The organism is Halosolutus sp. YCN4 (assembly GCF_059736495.1).
Map to the genome: position 1 here is coordinate 109,661 of NZ_JCASSM010000005.1, position 15,660 is coordinate 125,320.

16 protein-coding genes are annotated in these 15,660 nt (G+C 67.4%); 9 read left to right on the forward strand and 7 right to left on the reverse strand.

Annotated features, from left to right (window positions below):
* Nucleotides 1-44: 44 nt before the first annotated feature.
* Entirely contained in the window at nucleotides 45-815 is a 771-nt protein-coding gene (locus tag AC6I6X_RS18225) for a hypothetical protein (RefSeq protein ID WP_497931980.1), read from the forward strand.
* Nucleotides 816-854: 39 nt separating this feature from the next.
* On the opposite strand, the gene crcB is transcribed toward AC6I6X_RS18225, so the two are convergent.
* A complete protein-coding gene (crcB, locus tag AC6I6X_RS18230) occupies nucleotides 855-1,208 on the reverse strand; it encodes a fluoride efflux transporter CrcB (protein ID WP_497931981.1) in 354 nt (117 codons plus the stop codon).
* Nucleotides 1,201-1,590 (reverse strand): fluoride efflux transporter FluC, encoded by a 390-nt coding sequence (locus AC6I6X_RS18235; protein ID WP_497931982.1) that lies wholly within the window; start codon nucleotides 1,588-1,590, stop codon nucleotides 1,201-1,203. The genes crcB and AC6I6X_RS18235 overlap by 8 nt, the downstream gene beginning before the upstream one ends.
* Nucleotides 1,591-1,853: 263 nt before the next feature.
* Between AC6I6X_RS18235 and AC6I6X_RS18240 the strand changes: the two genes are divergently transcribed.
* From AC6I6X_RS18240 to trpB, 5 genes are all read left to right on the forward strand, one after another.
* Nucleotides 1,854-2,297 (forward strand): universal stress protein, encoded by a 444-nt coding sequence (locus AC6I6X_RS18240; protein WP_497931983.1) that lies wholly within the window; start codon nucleotides 1,854-1,856, stop codon nucleotides 2,295-2,297.
* 217 nt (nucleotides 2,298-2,514) lie between these two features.
* Entirely contained in the window at nucleotides 2,515-4,200 is a 1,686-nt protein-coding gene (locus tag AC6I6X_RS18245) for an NADH-quinone oxidoreductase subunit D (RefSeq protein WP_497931984.1), read from the forward strand.
* A 103-nt stretch (nucleotides 4,201-4,303) separates the two neighbouring features.
* Complete coding sequence (locus AC6I6X_RS18250) at nucleotides 4,304-4,444, forward strand: hypothetical protein (RefSeq protein WP_497931985.1); 141 nt, start codon at nucleotides 4,304-4,306, stop codon at nucleotides 4,442-4,444.
* A gap of 4 nt (nucleotides 4,445-4,448) precedes the next feature.
* Nucleotides 4,449-5,432, forward strand: coding sequence for a YeiH family protein (locus tag AC6I6X_RS18255; RefSeq protein WP_497931986.1), 984 nt, complete (start codon nucleotides 4,449-4,451; stop codon nucleotides 5,430-5,432).
* Nucleotides 5,433-5,489: 57 nt separating this feature from the next.
* Nucleotides 5,490-6,701, forward strand: coding sequence for a tryptophan synthase subunit beta (gene trpB / locus AC6I6X_RS18260; RefSeq protein WP_497931987.1), 1,212 nt, complete (start codon nucleotides 5,490-5,492; stop codon nucleotides 6,699-6,701).
* Here trpB and AC6I6X_RS18265 read toward each other — a convergent pair.
* Nucleotides 6,698-7,108, reverse strand: a complete 411-nt coding sequence (locus tag AC6I6X_RS18265) for an HIT family protein (protein WP_497931988.1) — start codon at nucleotides 7,106-7,108, stop codon at nucleotides 6,698-6,700. The two genes, trpB and AC6I6X_RS18265, sit on opposite strands and share 4 nt — an antisense overlap.
* 162 nt (nucleotides 7,109-7,270) lie before the next feature.
* On the opposite strand from AC6I6X_RS18265, the gene fabG reads away from it, so the two are divergent.
* Entirely contained in the window at nucleotides 7,271-8,044 is a 774-nt protein-coding gene (fabG, locus tag AC6I6X_RS18270) for a 3-oxoacyl-ACP reductase FabG (protein ID WP_497931989.1), read from the forward strand.
* Between the two features lie 42 nt (nucleotides 8,045-8,086).
* On the opposite strand, the gene AC6I6X_RS18275 is transcribed toward fabG, so the two are convergent.
* Nucleotides 8,087-9,148 carry a glycosyltransferase family 4 protein gene (locus AC6I6X_RS18275; RefSeq protein ID WP_497931990.1) on the reverse strand — a complete coding sequence of 354 codons (1,062 nt, stop codon included), beginning with the start codon at nucleotides 9,146-9,148 and terminating at the stop codon, nucleotides 8,087-8,089.
* 160 nt (nucleotides 9,149-9,308) lie between these two features.
* Entirely contained in the window at nucleotides 9,309-9,965 is a 657-nt protein-coding gene (locus AC6I6X_RS18280; protein ID WP_497931991.1) for a hypothetical protein, read from the reverse strand.
* Between the two features lie 292 nt (nucleotides 9,966-10,257).
* Here AC6I6X_RS18280 and AC6I6X_RS18285 point away from each other — a divergent pair, with 292 nt between their 5' ends.
* Nucleotides 10,258-12,090 carry a S9 family peptidase gene (locus tag AC6I6X_RS18285; RefSeq protein WP_497931992.1) on the forward strand — a complete coding sequence of 611 codons (1,833 nt, stop codon included), beginning with the start codon at nucleotides 10,258-10,260 and terminating at the stop codon, nucleotides 12,088-12,090.
* A gap of 242 nt (nucleotides 12,091-12,332) precedes the next feature.
* On the opposite strand, the gene AC6I6X_RS18290 is transcribed toward AC6I6X_RS18285, so the two are convergent.
* Both AC6I6X_RS18290 and AC6I6X_RS18295 read right to left on the reverse strand, forming a co-directional pair.
* On the reverse strand, nucleotides 12,333-13,394 hold the full coding sequence (locus AC6I6X_RS18290) for an NAD(P)-dependent glycerol-1-phosphate dehydrogenase (RefSeq protein ID WP_497931993.1): 1,062 nt from the start codon (nucleotides 13,392-13,394) through the stop codon (nucleotides 12,333-12,335).
* A gap of 119 nt (nucleotides 13,395-13,513) precedes the next feature.
* On the reverse strand, nucleotides 13,514-14,503 hold the full coding sequence (locus AC6I6X_RS18295) for an NAD-dependent epimerase/dehydratase family protein (protein ID WP_497931994.1): 990 nt from the start codon (nucleotides 14,501-14,503) through the stop codon (nucleotides 13,514-13,516).
* 126 nt (nucleotides 14,504-14,629) lie between these two features.
* On the opposite strand from AC6I6X_RS18295, the gene AC6I6X_RS18300 reads away from it, so the two are divergent.
* Nucleotides 14,630-15,637, forward strand: a complete 1,008-nt coding sequence (locus AC6I6X_RS18300) for an RAD55 family ATPase (RefSeq protein ID WP_497931995.1) — start codon at nucleotides 14,630-14,632, stop codon at nucleotides 15,635-15,637.
* Nucleotides 15,638-15,660 lie beyond the last annotated feature (23 nt).

Genomic DNA, 15,660 nt, shown 5'->3' on the forward strand with positions numbered 1-15,660 from the left:
CGGTCCAAGCTTCAACCGTCCGGGACGAGTACGGATCCGTCACGATGACCGCAGATCACGACCGGCAGTCCGACGTCGGGATGGACGGACTCGCGGACCGCGAGGAACTGGACTCGCCGATGAAGACGGCGCTGGCCGCCGCCAGCGGCGGGACGCGGAACGGGACGCTCGCGCTGGCCGGCGGGGGTCTGGTGCTGCTCTCCGCGGTCAGATCGCTGTCACGCGGGCAGCGACGGGGGCTCCTGAAAGGAATCGTCGGCGCCGGACTGGTCGGGATCGGCCTCCGGCAGCGCCGATCGGACGATCGATCGACGTTCGAGCCGAGTACCGACGAGATCGACGGCGGGACCGAGGGGAAGGAGAGTTCGGATGCGGCCCACGCTGCCGCCGAGCGCCCCGATTCCGGGCGAGAGTCCCAGATCGACGCGAGCGGCGAGATCGACGACTCGGCACAGCTCGGCGACGAGGGCGACACGGGCTCGAGAATCGAGTTCACGGACGACGGGGACGAATCGGAACCGCACTCGAAACCCGGACTCGACGGGGACGACGAGGACCCTCGGCGCGACACCGACGACGACAGCGTGACGATCGACGTCTCGGACTCGGCCATGGCCGATGAGATGTCCGAGGCGACGGGGCCGGATCCCGAACAGGCCCAGCCGACGCAGACGGACGCGATCGAACCCGAGGAGACGCCGGAAGAGGACGCGTCCGATATGCAGGTCGACCCCGACGACGGCGACCACGAATCCGGCACTCGCGCCAGTGACGAGAACGGGGCGGACGGCGATACGGACGAATCGGCGAAGTAACGGGCGACGGCGAGGGCATTTCGAGCGCCAGCAAGCCGGTCAGCCGACCAGGAGCCAGGCAACTCCGATCGCTGCGACCGATCCCAGGGTATTGCCGAGCACGTAGACGGTCGCAGTCCGCACGTGCCCCTCCTCGACGAGTCGGACCGTGTCGACGGAGAACGTCGAAAACGTGGTGAACGCGCCGCAAACACCGATTCCGACGAACGACTGGATCGACCCGGCCACGTCCGCGAACAGCACGAGCCCCAGCAGGAGGCTTCCGAGGACGTTCACCAGAAACGTCGGCAGCGGGAAGCGCCCTCCCTCGACGAGCGCGGTCACCGTGTACCGTCCCAGCGCACCGATCGCCCCGCCCAGGCCGACGAGAAGCACCGGGATCGGATCACTCACGAGACCCACCTCGAATTCGAAGCGCGACCCGTCGACCGAGTACGACGCCCGCAAAGCCACACGCGTAACTGGCGGCGACGTTGAGCAGGCCGACCAGCGGTTCGACAGTCACCGTCTGGTACGCGAACGTGCTGTAGGTCGTATAGGAGGAGAGAAAGCCCGTCGACACGAGCAGGCGACTCCGATCCGTGAGATAGTCGGTGTACATCGCCTCGTAGACGACGAACCCGAGCACGAAACTCCCGGACACGTTCGCGACGAACGTCCCGGTCACCCCCGGAGCGACGAGTCCGACCCCGTACCGGGCGTTCGCCCCCAGAAAACCGCCGAGCACGACGAGTAGTACCACCTCGAGAGTGACGGTCCGGTCGCGGTCGGTCATCCGTCGAGAGATTCGTCCTCGCCGTAAAATTCCTGACGAACTGCGGTCGGCCTCCGGAGCGTCGGAGAGACCGATCGGGACTCGCTCGCGACCGCCGCAGACGCTAATCGTTCGGACCGCGATCGGCCGAATCAACGCTCCGGCGCGCAGGGAACGGGCGCTATCGGGCACCACGAACCCGGCAGCAATCGAGGGCCCCGCGACACCCGGATCGAGGTTCCCACTGCACCCAGGGATTTCTCTTAGGACGGCGTACGTCGACTATGTACGATCGAATCGTCCTGCCGACCGACGGGAGCGACGAAGCGAGCGTCGCCGTCGACCACGCGATCGATCTCGCCAAGCGGTACGAGGCGACACTCCACGTGCTCTACGTCGTCGACACGAGGGCGTACGACGCAGAAGGCATCACGTCGTCGGTGATCGAATCGCTCGAGGAGCGGGGACAGCGGGCGGTCGAGGCGGTCGTCGAAACCGCGTCGACGCGCGGAGTCGATCGCGCGGTGCCGGCCGTCGTTCGAGGCGAACCCCACGACGGGATCCTCGAGTACGTCGACGAGCACGACATCGATCTGATCGTGATGGCGACGCGCGGACGAACCGGATTCAAGCGATATTTGCTCGGAAGCGTAGCGGAGAAGACCATCCGAACCGCCCCGGTACCGGTCCACATCGTGCGCGCATCGGCGGCCGATGCCGGTCACTGACGGTCGAACGTTCCGGGGACGGCCAATGTGAGGGCGATCGAGAAGCGATCCCGGATCGGCGAGCAGTCGGCGACGAGAGAACCGAACGACGCGACCCCGAAGACCGATCGGATCCCGTGACCGTCAATCCGACCCACCAAAATCCTCATTCCCGTGTCAGGTGTACGTGAGGGAAACACACGCTAGCGTCCGCAACGGCGTCCCTGGAGGACCACCAATGAGCGAGCCAGAACACCGCGAACGCGAGCGCATCGACCCCGAGTACGACCACCTGCGGGACGAGCAGGTCGACGAGGACGAACTCGCGGCGCTGCTCGACGAGTACGCGATCGGCCGGGACGACCACGAGAACGCGCCGGCGTTCGTGATTCGCCCAGACGACGTCCAGGCGGTCCTGGCGCTGTTGCGAGACGAGGCCGGATTCGATCACCTCTCGTGTCTCACCCCACAGGAGTACGAGGACCGCTACGAGTCGATCTATCACCTGACGAAGTACGACCAGCGGACCCACGAGGTGACGCTGATCGCGCAGGTGCCGAAAGACGATCCGGTCTGTCAGACCGCCGAACCCGTCTTCAGGACGGCCGACTGGCACGAACGCGAGGCGTTCGACCTCGTCGGGATCGAGTACGAGGGCCACCCCGACCTCCGCCGGATCCTCCTTCCTGAGTCGTGGCAGGGACACCCCCTCGCGCTCGAGTACGACCAGGAGAAGCCGCAGGTCGTTCGGTTCGCCGAACACGCGAACCCGTTACAACCCGATCGGGAACTGACCGAATCGGACACGATGCTCATCAACATCGGGCCCCACCACCCCGCGACCCACGGGGTGCTCCACCTCAAGACGACCCTCGACGGCGAGACCGTGGTCGACGTCGACCCCGACGTGGGCTATCTCCACCGTTGCGAGGAGCAAATGTGCCAGCAGGGGACCTACCGCCACCAGATCATCCCCTACTCGAACCGCTGGGACTACACCGCGAACCTCCCCAACGAGTGGGCCGTCGCCCGCGCGATCGAGGACCTCGCGGACATCGAGGTACCCGAGTACGCCCAGGTCCTGCGGACCATGTCGACCGAGTTCGGCCGGATGCTCGGCCACTTCCTCGCGCTGGGCACCTTCGCGCTCGACGTCTACGGCGATTTCACCGCCATCTTCCAGTACGCCTTCCGCGATCGGGAGGTCGTCCAGGACATCCTCGAGGACCTGACCGGCCAGCGGATGATGTTCTACTACTTCCGGCTGGGCGGGGTCGCGTGGGATCTGCCCCGACCGCGCGAGGAGTTCGTCGAGAAGTGCCGGGACTTCCTCGACGAACTGCCCGCGAAGGTCGACGAGTACAACGCCTTGCTCACCGGGAACGAGATCTTCCAGATCCGGTGCGTCGACACCGGCGTCTTAGAACCCGAGGTCGCCAAGGACTACGGCTGTACGGGTCCCGTCGCCCGCGGATCGGGAATCGACTACGACCTGCGCCGCGACGACCCGTACGGCTACTACCCGAACCTCGACTGGAACGTCGTCACCCTCGACGGCTGTGACAACTACTCGCGGGTGCTCGTCCGGATGCGGGAGGTCGAGGAGTCCGCCAAGATCGTCCAGCAGTGTCTCGACCTGCTCGAGGACTGGCCAGAGGACGAACGAACCGTCCAGAGCAACGTCCCCCGGACGCTCAAACCCGACGCGGGAACAGAGACCTACCGCGCGGTCGAATCCGCGAAGGGGGAACTCGGGATCTACGTCCGATCGGACGGCACCAACTCGCCCGCCCGGTTCAAGATCCGGAGCCCGTGCTTCCACAACCTCTCCGCCCTCCCCGAGATGGCCGAAGGCGGGTACGTCGCCGACCTGATCGCCTCGCTGGGGAGTCTCGACATCGTCCTCGGGAGCGTCGATCGATAAGGAGACGGCACGCCCCGTTTCCCGGTCGCCTAACGGTAAATATGGCCGCCATCTGTGACGGAATCGCCAAGGATTAAGGTCGGCAGACCGGACCATCGATCAGATGTCGATAGAGCCGTTGGCCGAAGGCGCGGCCGCCGTCCGGTCCACCTGGACGGCCCTCGAACGGGACTGGCGAAGCGTCGTCGTCGGCGCAGTGATCGTCGTGCTCGTCCAGGTGCTGAACCTCGGGATCCCGTGGTGACCGGATGAGTGCGCGCCGACTGCTTCCGGGACTGTTCGCCCTCTGTATCGGTGCGATCGCGGCCCGAGCGATCGCGCTGGCCGGCGGCCCCAATCACCTGCTCGTCGCGATCGCCCTGGGGTTCGTCCTCGAGAACGCCGTCGGCGTTCCGGAGCGACTCGAACCGGGGCTCGAGACACACAAGCTCTGGCTCGGGGCCGGGATCGTCCTGATGGGTGCATCACTGTCGCTCGGGACGGTGCTCGACGTCGGCGGACTCGTCCTCCTCGTCGTGATCGGCGTCGCCGGCGTCACGCTCGTCGTCGTCGAGAGCCTCGCGCGAAACGTCTTCGGGATCGCCGATCGGCTCGGATCGCTGCTCGCGGCCGGGGCCAGCATCTGCGGGGTCTCGGCCGTCGTCGCGGTGGCCGGTTCGATCGACGCCCGGGAGGACCAGATCGCCTACGCGGCCGCGACCGTCCTGCTGTTCGACGCGGTGACGCTCGTCGTCTACCCGATCGTCGGCGACTTGCTCGACCTCTCCGGCATCGTCTTCGGAGTCTGGGCCGGGGTCAGCATGTTCTCGACCGGCCCGGTCGTCGCGGTCGGGGTCGCCCACTCCGAGGTCGCCGGCCAGTGGGCGACGATGACGAAACTCGCGCGTAACGCCCTGATCGGGGTCGTCGTGCTCGGCTACGCGAGCTACTACGCCCGGACCGGGACCGGCGATCGCGGCTCCTTCCGGACGCTCTGGAGCGAGTTTCCGAAATTCGTGGTCGGCTTTCTCGCGCTCGCAGCGCTCGCGAGCGCTGGCGCGTTCTCGGCCGCCCAGCAGGCGTCGATCGAGCACGCCTACAACTGGCTGTTCCTGCTCGCGTTCGTCGGCCTCGGGACGGAGATCCGGCTCGCCGAACTCCGTACCACCGGCGCGACGCCCGTCGTCGTCGTCCTGGTCTCGTTGCTCGTCTCCAGCGCGCTCTCGCTCGCGGTGCTGGCGGCCCTGTTTTGACCCCCGATCGCAGTCCAGATGGGAGCATCTAATACCGTCGAGAAAGAGTCGCCGGGTATGTCCAACGGAGAGTTCGAGGGGTACGGCGGGAGACACGTGCCGAAACCGCTCGAGGAACCGCTCGAGGAACTCGCGGCCGCCTACGACGAGGTCGCGACGACCGACGCGTTCCAGTCCGATTTTCGCGACCTGCTCGAATCGTTCGCCGGCCGACCGACGCCGCTGTACCACGCGAGCAACCTGAGCGATCGGTACGGGGCCGACATCTACCTCAAGCGCGAGGACCTGCTCCACGGCGGCGCGCACAAGATCAACAACTGTCTCGGCCAGGCCCTCCTCGCCAAGCGAGCGGGGCGCGATCGGCTGATCGCCGAGACGGGGGCCGGCCAGCACGGCGTCGCGACCGCGATGGTCGGCGCACTGCTGGGCCTCGAGACGGAGATCTACATGGGGAAAAAGGACGTTCAGCGCCAGGAGATGAACGTCTTCCGGATGCGGCTGATGGGCGCCGAGGTCAACGAAGTCACCCGGGGTGACGAGGGCCTCGCCGACGCCGTCGACGCGGCGCTCGAGGACTTCGCCGAGAACGTCGACAACACCCACTACCTCGTCGGGAGCGTCGTCGGTCCCGACCCGTTCCCGCGGATGGTCCGTGACTTCCAGAGCGTCATCGGCGAGGAAGCCCGCGAGCAGTTCCGGGAGCGCACGGGTGGGCTCCCCGACGCGGCCGTCGCCTGCGTCGGCGGCGGCTCGAACGCGATCGGCCTCTTCCACGCCTTCCGGGACGACGTTCGGAAGACGACTACGTCGTCTTCCGCATCCCATCAGAAATCGAAGATTTCTGAGGACGACGTGGCGTTCTACGGCGCGGAGGGCGGCGGCGAGGGTGCGGAATCGAGCAGGCACGCCGCTCCGCTCGCGAAGGGGACCGACGACGTGCACCACGGGATGAAAACGCGCGTGATCGGCGAGGACGTCGACGTCCACTCCGTCTCGGCCGGCCTCGACTACCCCGGCGTCGGCCCCGAACACGCCATGTTCCGCGCCGTCGGCCGCTGCGAGTACACGGGCGTCACCGACGACGAGGCGCTGGCGGCGTTCCGGGAACTCAGCGAGACCGAGGGGATCATTCCCGCACTGGAGTCGAGTCACGCGATCGCCCGGGCGATCGAACTCGCCGAAGCGGGCGAGCACGAGACGATCCTCGTGAACCTCTCCGGGCGCGGCGACAAGGACATGGAGACCGCGGCCGCGAAGTTCGATCTCTAGACCGCGTCCCGCAATCGCGACGCGAGTCGGTCGCCGTCCGCGTCGTCGAGTCGGTCCCTGACCAGGGAGATGGTGACGCCATCGTCCTCGAACCGGGGGACGAGGTGGACGTGTGCGTGCTCGACCGTCCCGACGATCGAGCCCGTGGTGTAGAACACGCTGATCCCGATCGGATCGAGCACGTCGTCGATCGCCGTCCAGAGCCGCCGGACGGTCCGGAAGACGGCCCCGACGGTCCGCTCGTCCATCTCGAACAGTTCCGACCCGTGTGCGTTCGGCACGACCAGCGTGTGGCCCGTCGTGACCGGTCGCTGGTCGAGAAACGCGAGTACGCGATCGTCGTCGACGACACACGCGGCAGCGTCCTCCCCCGCGACGATCCGACAGAAATCACAGTCGCCCTGCATGTTCGTCTCCCTGTTACGAGCCGATCGTAATAGCTGTCCCGCACGATTTGACCGGGCACCGATCGTCGATCGCGAGCCGCCCGCGCCCGAGCGCCCGCAACCGCCGCGGTACCAGCGGGTGATACGATTAAGTCCCGATCGGTGGACTGTCGACCCGGAACGATGACCGTCGAAGATCGAATCGCGATCGTCACTGGCGGCGCCAGCGGAATCGGGGCGGGAATCGCGGACGTACTGTCGACGGCCGGCGCGACGGTCGTGCTGGCCGACGTGGACGCGGCAGCGGCCGAACGCGTCGCGAACGACCTGCCGGGCGAGGCGATGGGCGTCGAGGCCGACGTAACCGATCCCGCCGAGACGGCGGCGCTCGCGGAGACCGTCGTCGACGAGTACGGCCGGATCGACGTGCTCTGTGCCAACGCGGGGATCTTTCCGTCCGCCACCCTCGAGGAACTCTCGGTCGAGGACTGGGACCGGGTCTTCGACGTGAACGCGAAGGGCGTGTTCCTCTCCGTGCGAGCGTGTCTTCCGCACATGCGCGAGCAGGACTACGGCCGGATCGTGATCACGTCCTCGATCACCGGGCCGATGGTCGGCTACCCCGGCTGGACCCACTACGCCGCGACCAAGGCCGGCGTCCTCGGGTTCATGCGAACGGCCGCGCTCGAGGTCGCCGCCTCGGACATCACGGTCAATGCCGTCCTCCCCGGAAACATCGCGACGGGTGGGCTCGACGACCTCGGCGAGGAGTACCTGGAGAAGATGCGCAACTCGATCCCGAAGGGCGAACTCGGGTCGCCCGAGGACGTCGGTTACGCGGTCGCGTACCTGGCGTCCGAGGAAGCCGGCTACGTCACTGGCACCTCGATCGTCGTCGACGGCGGACAGACCCTCCCGGAGTCCCAGCTCGCGATCGAAGAGATCGAGGGCGCGTAGGTCGGGCCACCGCCGGGTTCGACGCGGCGACCGCCACCCCGGTCACAAGAGGCCGTGATCGTCCTGGAGCGCCCGGTACCGCTCCAGGTACCGATCGGCGACGGCGTCGGCGTCGTACTCGGCGAACGTCTCGTCGACGTCGCGGTGTTCGAGGTCGCCCGCTTCGAGAATCGCGTCGGCGAGTTCGTCCTCGCTCGTCGTGCGAAAGCCGCGGTCCCAGCCCTCGACGAGTTCGTGGGCGCTGGAGTCGACGTGGTACTCGACGATCCCGACGCAGCCGGCCGCCAGCGCCCACAGCATCTCCGTCGGGAAGACGCAGTGTTCGGCCGTCTGCGCGAAGACGTGGGCCCCGCGGTAGGCCGCGATCCGCTCGTCGAGGGAAAGCGCGCCGGCGAACGTGATCCGATCGTCGATCCGGAGGTCGCTCGCGAGCCGTTCGTACCGCTCCCGTTCCGGCCCGTCGCCGACGACCGTCGCCGTCCAGTCCCGGTCGCGAAGCTCCGCGAGCGCCAGCAGGAGGCTCTCGAGGTTGGCACCCTCGTCGAGACGGCGGGCGTAGATCACGTCCACGCGCTCGTCCGGGTCGACCGCCCGAATGCGTTCCAGATCGATCGGGTTGGGGATCCGCTCGACGAGGTCGCCGTCGGCCCCGCGCTCTCGGACCCACGTGCCGACGAGTTCTGACGGGGTGACGATCCAGTCCGGGCGGCCGGCCGCCAGCCGCGTCGATCGATCGTCCACGACGCCGCCGTCGCCGTACCACTCGACGAGTAGTGGGACGCGGGCCAGCGTCGCCCCCACGCTGGCCGCGAGGACCTGTCCCGACGGCTGTGCGCTCGCGTGGACGACGTCCGGCCGCGCGGCCGCGAGGACGAACGGCAGCCGCAACAGGAACGAAGCCGTCGCCTCCAGGCCGACCGACACGCCGTGGTACGTGACGTCGTCGCGCTCTATGCGGCCCTGCTCGCCGTCCCAGAACTGGGTACAGAACACGTGCACGTCGTGATCGCGCGCCGCGAGGAGGTCGACGATCGACTGGAACCGCTGGTTCGTCTCGGTATCGCGGTGGTGGACCGTTTCGTACGAGACGAACGCGATGCGCATATGCCGTCGGCACGCAGTGTGGGGATAAAAAATCACTTCTTTCGTTCAGTTCGGCGATTTCCGATCGCGGGACGCGTCGGTTCACCTTCGATACCGCGATCGAGGTGAGGAAAAACGGCTCGCACCCCGATACGGGGTCGACGGCGTGCTCGCGATCGAGTCAGTCCTCGTCGAATCCGGAGACGAGATCCTCGAGGTACGACTCGATCCGTTCGAGCAGGCTCCCGTCCCGGCCGTCGTCGGTGGGCCCGTCTACCGGGTCGACGGCGGGATCGGGGTCGTCTTCACCGGCATCCGCCCCGGAATCGGACCGGTCGTCGGCGTCGTCCGGAGCGTCGTCCACGTCGGTCGACTCGGTGTCGTCCGACTCGCCGTTATCACTGTCGTCCGTATCGCTATCGTCGCCCGCGACATCGTCTTCCCCGTCGTCCTCGTCGGTATCGTCTTCCCCGTCGTCCTCGTCGGTATCGGCTTCGTCACCGTCCTCTCCGTCGTCCTCGTCAGTATCGGGGTCATCTCCGTCCTCTGAGCCGTCCGCGTCAGTATCGTCGCTCGCCGATCCGTCCTCCGGGGAGTCGGTTTGCCGATCGGTCGAGGCGCCGTCGCGGTCTGTGACCTCGTCCGCGTCAGTCGCCGGTTCGGAGTCGATATCGGTCGATCCTGATCCGTCCTCGGGAGGCGAGGAATCGCCGACCACGAACGCCGGTGCGACGACCGCGACGATCGCCCCGAACGCGGCGAGCACGATCAGCATCGTCAGGAGAACCGTACGAAGCGAAGCGTCGTCCGTGTCGTATTCGGTCCCACCGTCTGTCATCGATTCCGTCTAGGCCGTCCGAACCGCTTTGTTACGCGCGACGATCGGTACCGCGCCGACCGGGAGCGCCGCGGAGGCGGCCACCGACGGGCGCGTTCGAAAACCGATCGACTGCGCAGGGAACGGATACCCAACAGCCGCTGTACGAACGGATTACGAGCGTTCACAGACTCTACCGTCATCGTATCCGAAGATTGGTCGCGTTCGCGGGCGAAACCCACACGTGACGACCGGGGTCGATGTGACGGCCACAACACAAACCACTACAGGATCGGCTCCGTACGTCCCTCCCATGCCTCCCTACGACATCGAACGCTATCTCAACGTCCGGAGCGCGTACGGCGCGTCGTTCGGGCCCGACGGCGATCGGCTCTCCTTCCTGATGGACACGACCGGGACGCCGCAAGTCTGGACGCTCACCGGCCCCCGCGAGTGGCCCGAACAGCGCACCTTCTACGACGAGCGGGTGACCTTCGCTTCGTGGTCGCCCGAGCGTCCCGAACTGATCTTCGGGATGGACGAGGGCGGCAACGAACGGGCACAACTGTTCCGGCTCGACGCCGAGACGGGTGCGATCGAGAACCTGACCGCGATGCCCGACGCCAAACACCGCTGGGGCGGCTGGAGCCACGACGGCGATCGGTTCGCGTTCGCCTCCAATCGCCGCGACGAGGCCGTCTTCGATATCTACGTCCAGGGGCGAGACGAGACGGGCGACGAGGCGACCCTCGTCCACGAGGGCGACGGCTGGCTCTCGCTGGCGGGGTGGAGCCCGGACGACTCCCGGCTGCTGGTCTCGCAGGCCTACTCCAACTTCGACCAGGACCTGTACGTCCTCGACCTCGAGACGGGGAAGCTCGACCACCTCACGCCCCACGAGGGCAACGTCCGGTACGGGAGCGCGAACTGGGCTCCCGACGGCGAGGGGATCTACCTCGTCACCGACGAGGGCGACGCGGACACGCTCTACCTGGCCTACCTGGACCTGGAGACCGGCGATCTGGAGAGCATCGTCGAGGGCGAGGGGTGGAACGTGGACGGCATCGCGCTGGACGACGAGACCGGCCGATTCGTCTACTCGCGGAACGTCGAGGGCTACACCGACCTGACCGTTGGCGAGTTCGACCCCGACGATCCGACGGCGTTCGAGACCGTCTCCGAACCCGATCTGCCGGGCGGCGTCGCCGGCGGCGTGAGTTTCGGTCCCGACGCGGAACGGTTCGCGCTCTCGACCTCCGGCGACACGGTCAACACGAACGTCTTCGTCGTGGAGTTCGAGACCGGCGAGACGGAGCGGTGGACGGACGCCCCGACCGCGGGTATTCCGCGGGAAACGTTCGACGAATCCGATCTCGTCCACGTCGAGAGTTTCGACCAGTTGGAGGTGCCCGGCTTCCTGACCCTGCCGGACGAGGCGGACGACACCGGGGCCAGCGACGGCGACGGCGTCCCGGTCATCGTCGACATCCACGGCGGCCCCGAGAGCCAGCGCCGCCCGTCGTTCTCGAGCGTCAAACAGTACTTCCTCGATCGGGGGTACGCCTACTTCGAGCCGAACGTTCGCGGCTCGGCGGGGTACGGCGCAGACTACGCGGCGCTCGACGACGTCGAGAAGCGGATGGACTCGGTCGCCGACATCGAAGCGTGCGTCGAGTGGCTCCAGGACCACCCGGCCGTCGACCCCGATCGGATCGCCGCCAAGGGCGGCTCCTACGGCGGGTTCATGGTGCTGGCCGCGCTCACCGAGTACCCCGACCTCTGGGCGGCCGGGATCGACGTCGTCGGCATCGCCAACTTCGTCACGTTCCTCGAGAACACCGGCGACTGGCGCCGCGAGTTGCGGGAGGCGGAGTACGGATCGCTCGCCGAGGACCGCGAGTTCCTCGAAGAGATCTCGCCGATCAACAACGTCGATCGCATCGAGGCACCGCTGTTCGTCCTCCACGGCGAGAACGATCCGCGCGTCCCGGTCGGGGAGGCCGAACAGATCGTCGAGAAAGTCGCCGACCACGGCGTCCCGGTCCGGAAGCTGATCTTCGAGGACGAGGGCCACGGCTTCTCGAAGCTCGAGAACCGAATCGAAGCGTACTCCGCGATCGCGGACTTCCTCGACGAGCACGTCTGAGCCTGCTCACACCGAAACTGACGACCCGGTCTACTCCAGCCCCTCTCGCTCGCGCAGGTCCGCGCGGCGACCCTTCCCCGTCGTCGTCGGCAGTTCGTCGACGAACTCGATCGTGGGGGGTACTCGTACTGCGCGAGGCGGGTCCGAACGTGATACGTAAGGGTCGACGCGAGCGCGTCCCGATCGTACTGGAGACGCTGGGCTTCGAGCGGGCCGACCTCGGGTGAGCGTGTCGATCGACCTCAGCCGATGACGCCCGTTTTCGTCGCGACCTCGCGTGCGGCCCGCTCGTTCATCCCGTCGCCCAGGATCGTGTACCGATCGCGGATCTCGTGGCAGGTCGTCAGCGCCTCGATCACCGTCTCGTCGTCGATCCCGAGTTCGGCGGCCGTCGTCGGCGCGTCGATGCTCGAGAGGGCGTCCCGGATGTTCCGCCAGAAGCCGCGATCGCCACCGTGCAGGTAGGCGGTCATGATCGAGCCGACGCCGACCTGATGGCCGTGCAGGGCCGCGCCCGGGGCGAGCCGATCGAGCTGGTGGGAGAAGAGGTGCTCGGCACCGCTGGCCGGCCGGGAGGAGCCGGCGATGCTCATCGCGACCCCCGAGGAGACGAGCGCCTTGGTGACGATCCAGGACGACTCCTCGAGTCCGGGACGGACGAGGTCGGCGTTGTCGACGAGGATCTCGGCGGTCATCTCCGAGAGCGCCGCGGCGTACTCAGAGTACTCGACGTCCTTGAGCCGCTTGGCGAGCCGCCAGTCCATGACCGCGGTGTAGTTGGAGATGATGTCCGCACAGCCCGCGGTCGTGAGTTCCCACGGGGCCTCCGCCAGGATCTCGGTGTCGGCGACGACCGCCAGCGGCGGTTCGGCGGCGACGCTGTGACGCGTATCGCCGTCCGGAACCGAGCCGCGATTGCTGACGATCCCGTCGTGGCTGGCCGCCGTCGGGACGGAGAGAAAGCCCATCGAGAGGTGGTCGCTCGCCATCTTCGCGATGTCGATCGCCTTCCCGCCGCCGATGCCGACGAGGTAGGCGGCGTCCTCGGCCTCGGCGGCCTCGATCACGCGCTCGACGGCGTCGAACGTCGCTTTCTCAACTGTCACGATCGCTGGCTCGATCCCGGCCGCCGCGAAGTCGTCGGCGATCGGGTCGGCCGCGACCTCCCGGGGAGTCGGACTGGTCACGAACAGCGGTCGGCCCTGCAGGTGGAGGTCGTCGACGACGTCGACGGCGTCGTCGATGACGCCGTGGCCGACGACGACGTTTCGCGGCAGGCGAATCCACGTCGACTTCTCGAACATACGTCGTTCCACGCAGTGGAGCACATAAAACCGTTCTCGTCGATCCGAACGTCGGACACGGAGTCGGGCGGTCCGTTCGCGATCGGATTGTCACGTAGAATCCACGGCCGCGGTCCCGATCAGAACGTGTCCAGAATGCCCAGCACGCGCTCCTCGGCCTCCCGATCGGGTCCGTGTTCGCGCCCGGTCCGATCGCTCTCGAGGTGGGCGTCGACCGATCGGGCCATGGCCTCCTCGAGCGGGGTCGATTCCCAGCCGAGGGCGGCGAGTTTCGCGGTCGAGAGGACGTGCGGGTACTCCCGGTAGAGGACGTAGTCGTCGAGAGCGACGTCGGCGGCCGCGAGTTCGCGCGGCCCGGCCGTGACGACCGCTACCGATGTCTCCAGCTGGTCGGCGATCAGGTCGACCATCTCCTCGAGCGTGACGAGTCGCCGATCGCCGACGTTGTACGCCTCGCCCGCCTCGCCGCGCTCGGCGACGATCCGCATCGCCGACGCGACGTCCTCGACGTAGGCACGGTGCCAGATATTTGTCCCGTCGCCGGGAACGATCACGCGATCGAACCGGTTCACGCGATCGATCCAGAAGTCCAGGCGCTCGGTGTAGTCGTGGGGGCCGTAGACGATGCAGGGACGGACCGACATCGCGTTCACGCCGCGTTCCGCGGCGGCGAAGACGGCCCGATCGCCCTCGGCCTTGCGAGCGCCGTAGGTATCGTTCGAGTCGTCGGTCGCCTGTTCGGGCGTGCACGGTTCGAGCGGCGTTTCGCCTTCGCGCTTGGGAATCTCCTCGCGGCCGTAGGCCGCTCCGCTCGAGATGTAGACGTACGCCTCGCAGTCCGCGAAGATCCGGGTCGCCGCCTGCACGTCTTTCGGATAGTAGGCAACGCAGTCGAAGACGGCGTCCGGGTCGACGGTCTCGGCCGCGGCCTCCAGCGCCGAGTCGTTCGTCCGATCGCCCTCGACGTGGCTGACCCGATCGTCGTCGGCGAACGGGTCGTCGTGACTGGCGCGGTTGAAGATCGTCACGTCGTAGCCGTGTGCGAGCAGGTCGTCCACGAGGTGGCGGCCGATGAAGCGCGTGCCACCGATGACGAGTGCGGTTTCCATGTCCGATCGTCGTCGCTGGCCGGGAAAACGATGGCGAAGCCGACCGCGTGGTTCCGTTCGCCGCGTCGGACAGTCAGGCCGGTCACGAAAGGGAACTATTTCGCCGACCGTCGTAGCACCGGCGTCATGAGCGAGCACCTGCGGACCGGAGGGACACACCCGTATCCGCTCCAGTGCGATCACTGCCACTATCCGATTCCGGACGGCCCGGTGGAGGCGGCAGACGGGCAGTACTGTTCCGAAACCTGCCGGGAAGCCGCCGACGGCGAGTCGACGATGCCCGACCCCGACGCCTACAAACGCGTCGTGACGGGGATCGAACCGCTCGACTCGCTCGTACCCAACGGGATCCCGGCGGACTCGTTTCTCCTCCTCTCCGGTGACGAGGGAACTCGCCGAAGCGAACTCCTGACCGAACTCGTCTGGCGCGCCATCGAACGGGGCGAACCCGCAGTCCTCGTCTCCTTCGCCAACCCGCCGACGGCGACCCTCGAGCGGTTCTTCGGGAACGGCTGGAACGTCCTCCCCGCGCTCGAGACCGATCGGCTCCGGATCGTCGACTGCTTCACCCATCGGCTCTCGGATCGCGAGGCGTTCCTCGAGAGCCGCAACGAGTGGCAGACGTTCGTGGGCGAGGCCGCGGCGGACTCGATCGTCTCCGTGGCGGAACCGGACGACGGGCCGACGGTAGCCGACGCGTTGCACGAGGCGCTGGACGCGCTCGAGATGACCGAAACGGGGCTGGTGACGATCGACTCGCTCGACGAACTCGGCCGATTGCTCCAGCGGGATCGGGTCCACGACTTCGTCACGGAGGTTCGCGGAACGGTCTGTACGGCCCGGTACGTGCCGATCGTCGCGGGGGCGACGACCGCCGGAAGCGACAGCTACCCGGAGGACGAGTACGTCTTCGACGGGATCGTCGACCTGCGACTGACGGACCAGTTCACGCCCGAGACGCGACTCAAGCAACTCGGGGTGCGCAAACTGATCGGGGCGCAGTTCCTGCCGCAGTGGATCACCTACGAGTACGAACCGGCCCGGGGCCTGTTCGCGTTCGGCTCGTCGACGGATGCGCGAGAGGTGTACGACTACGACTTCGGGAACGGGCCTCGCGCCGTCGACCGGCGGTGAGACGGTCCGCTGTACCGATGTGC

What these genes read in the sequence shown, in the direction of transcription:
- AC6I6X_RS18235 (WP_497931982.1), bottom strand. Translation starts at nt 1,590, where the DNA reads ATGACCGACCGCGACCGGACCGTCACTCTCGAGGTGGTACTACTCGTC.
- AC6I6X_RS18290 (WP_497931993.1), bottom strand. Translation starts at nt 13,394, where the DNA reads ATGTTCGAGAAGTCGACGTGGATTCGCCTGCCGCGAAACGTCGTCGTC.
- AC6I6X_RS18295 (WP_497931994.1), bottom strand. Translation starts at nt 14,503, where the DNA reads ATGGAAACCGCACTCGTCATCGGTGGCACGCGCTTCATCGGCCGCCAC.
- AC6I6X_RS18245 (WP_497931984.1), top strand. Translation starts at nt 2,515, where the DNA reads ATGAGCGAGCCAGAACACCGCGAACGCGAGCGCATCGACCCCGAGTAC.
- AC6I6X_RS18285 (WP_497931992.1), top strand. Translation starts at nt 10,258, where the DNA reads ATGCCTCCCTACGACATCGAACGCTATCTCAACGTCCGGAGCGCGTAC.
- AC6I6X_RS18225 (WP_497931980.1), top strand. Translation starts at nt 45, where the DNA reads ATGACCGCAGATCACGACCGGCAGTCCGACGTCGGGATGGACGGACTC.
- AC6I6X_RS18240 (WP_497931983.1), top strand. Translation starts at nt 1,854, where the DNA reads ATGTACGATCGAATCGTCCTGCCGACCGACGGGAGCGACGAAGCGAGC.
- AC6I6X_RS18300 (WP_497931995.1), top strand. Translation starts at nt 14,630, where the DNA reads ATGAGCGAGCACCTGCGGACCGGAGGGACACACCCGTATCCGCTCCAG.
- trpB (WP_497931987.1), top strand. Translation starts at nt 5,490, where the DNA reads ATGTCCAACGGAGAGTTCGAGGGGTACGGCGGGAGACACGTGCCGAAA.
- AC6I6X_RS18265 (WP_497931988.1), bottom strand. Translation starts at nt 7,108, where the DNA reads ATGCAGGGCGACTGTGATTTCTGTCGGATCGTCGCGGGGGAGGACGCT.
- AC6I6X_RS18250 (WP_497931985.1), top strand. Translation starts at nt 4,304, where the DNA reads ATGTCGATAGAGCCGTTGGCCGAAGGCGCGGCCGCCGTCCGGTCCACC.
- AC6I6X_RS18275 (WP_497931990.1), bottom strand. Translation starts at nt 9,148, where the DNA reads ATGCGCATCGCGTTCGTCTCGTACGAAACGGTCCACCACCGCGATACC.
- AC6I6X_RS18280 (WP_497931991.1), bottom strand. Translation starts at nt 9,965, where the DNA reads ATGACAGACGGTGGGACCGAATACGACACGGACGACGCTTCGCTTCGT.
- AC6I6X_RS18255 (WP_497931986.1), top strand. Translation starts at nt 4,449, where the DNA reads ATGAGTGCGCGCCGACTGCTTCCGGGACTGTTCGCCCTCTGTATCGGT.
- fabG (WP_497931989.1), top strand. Translation starts at nt 7,271, where the DNA reads ATGACCGTCGAAGATCGAATCGCGATCGTCACTGGCGGCGCCAGCGGA.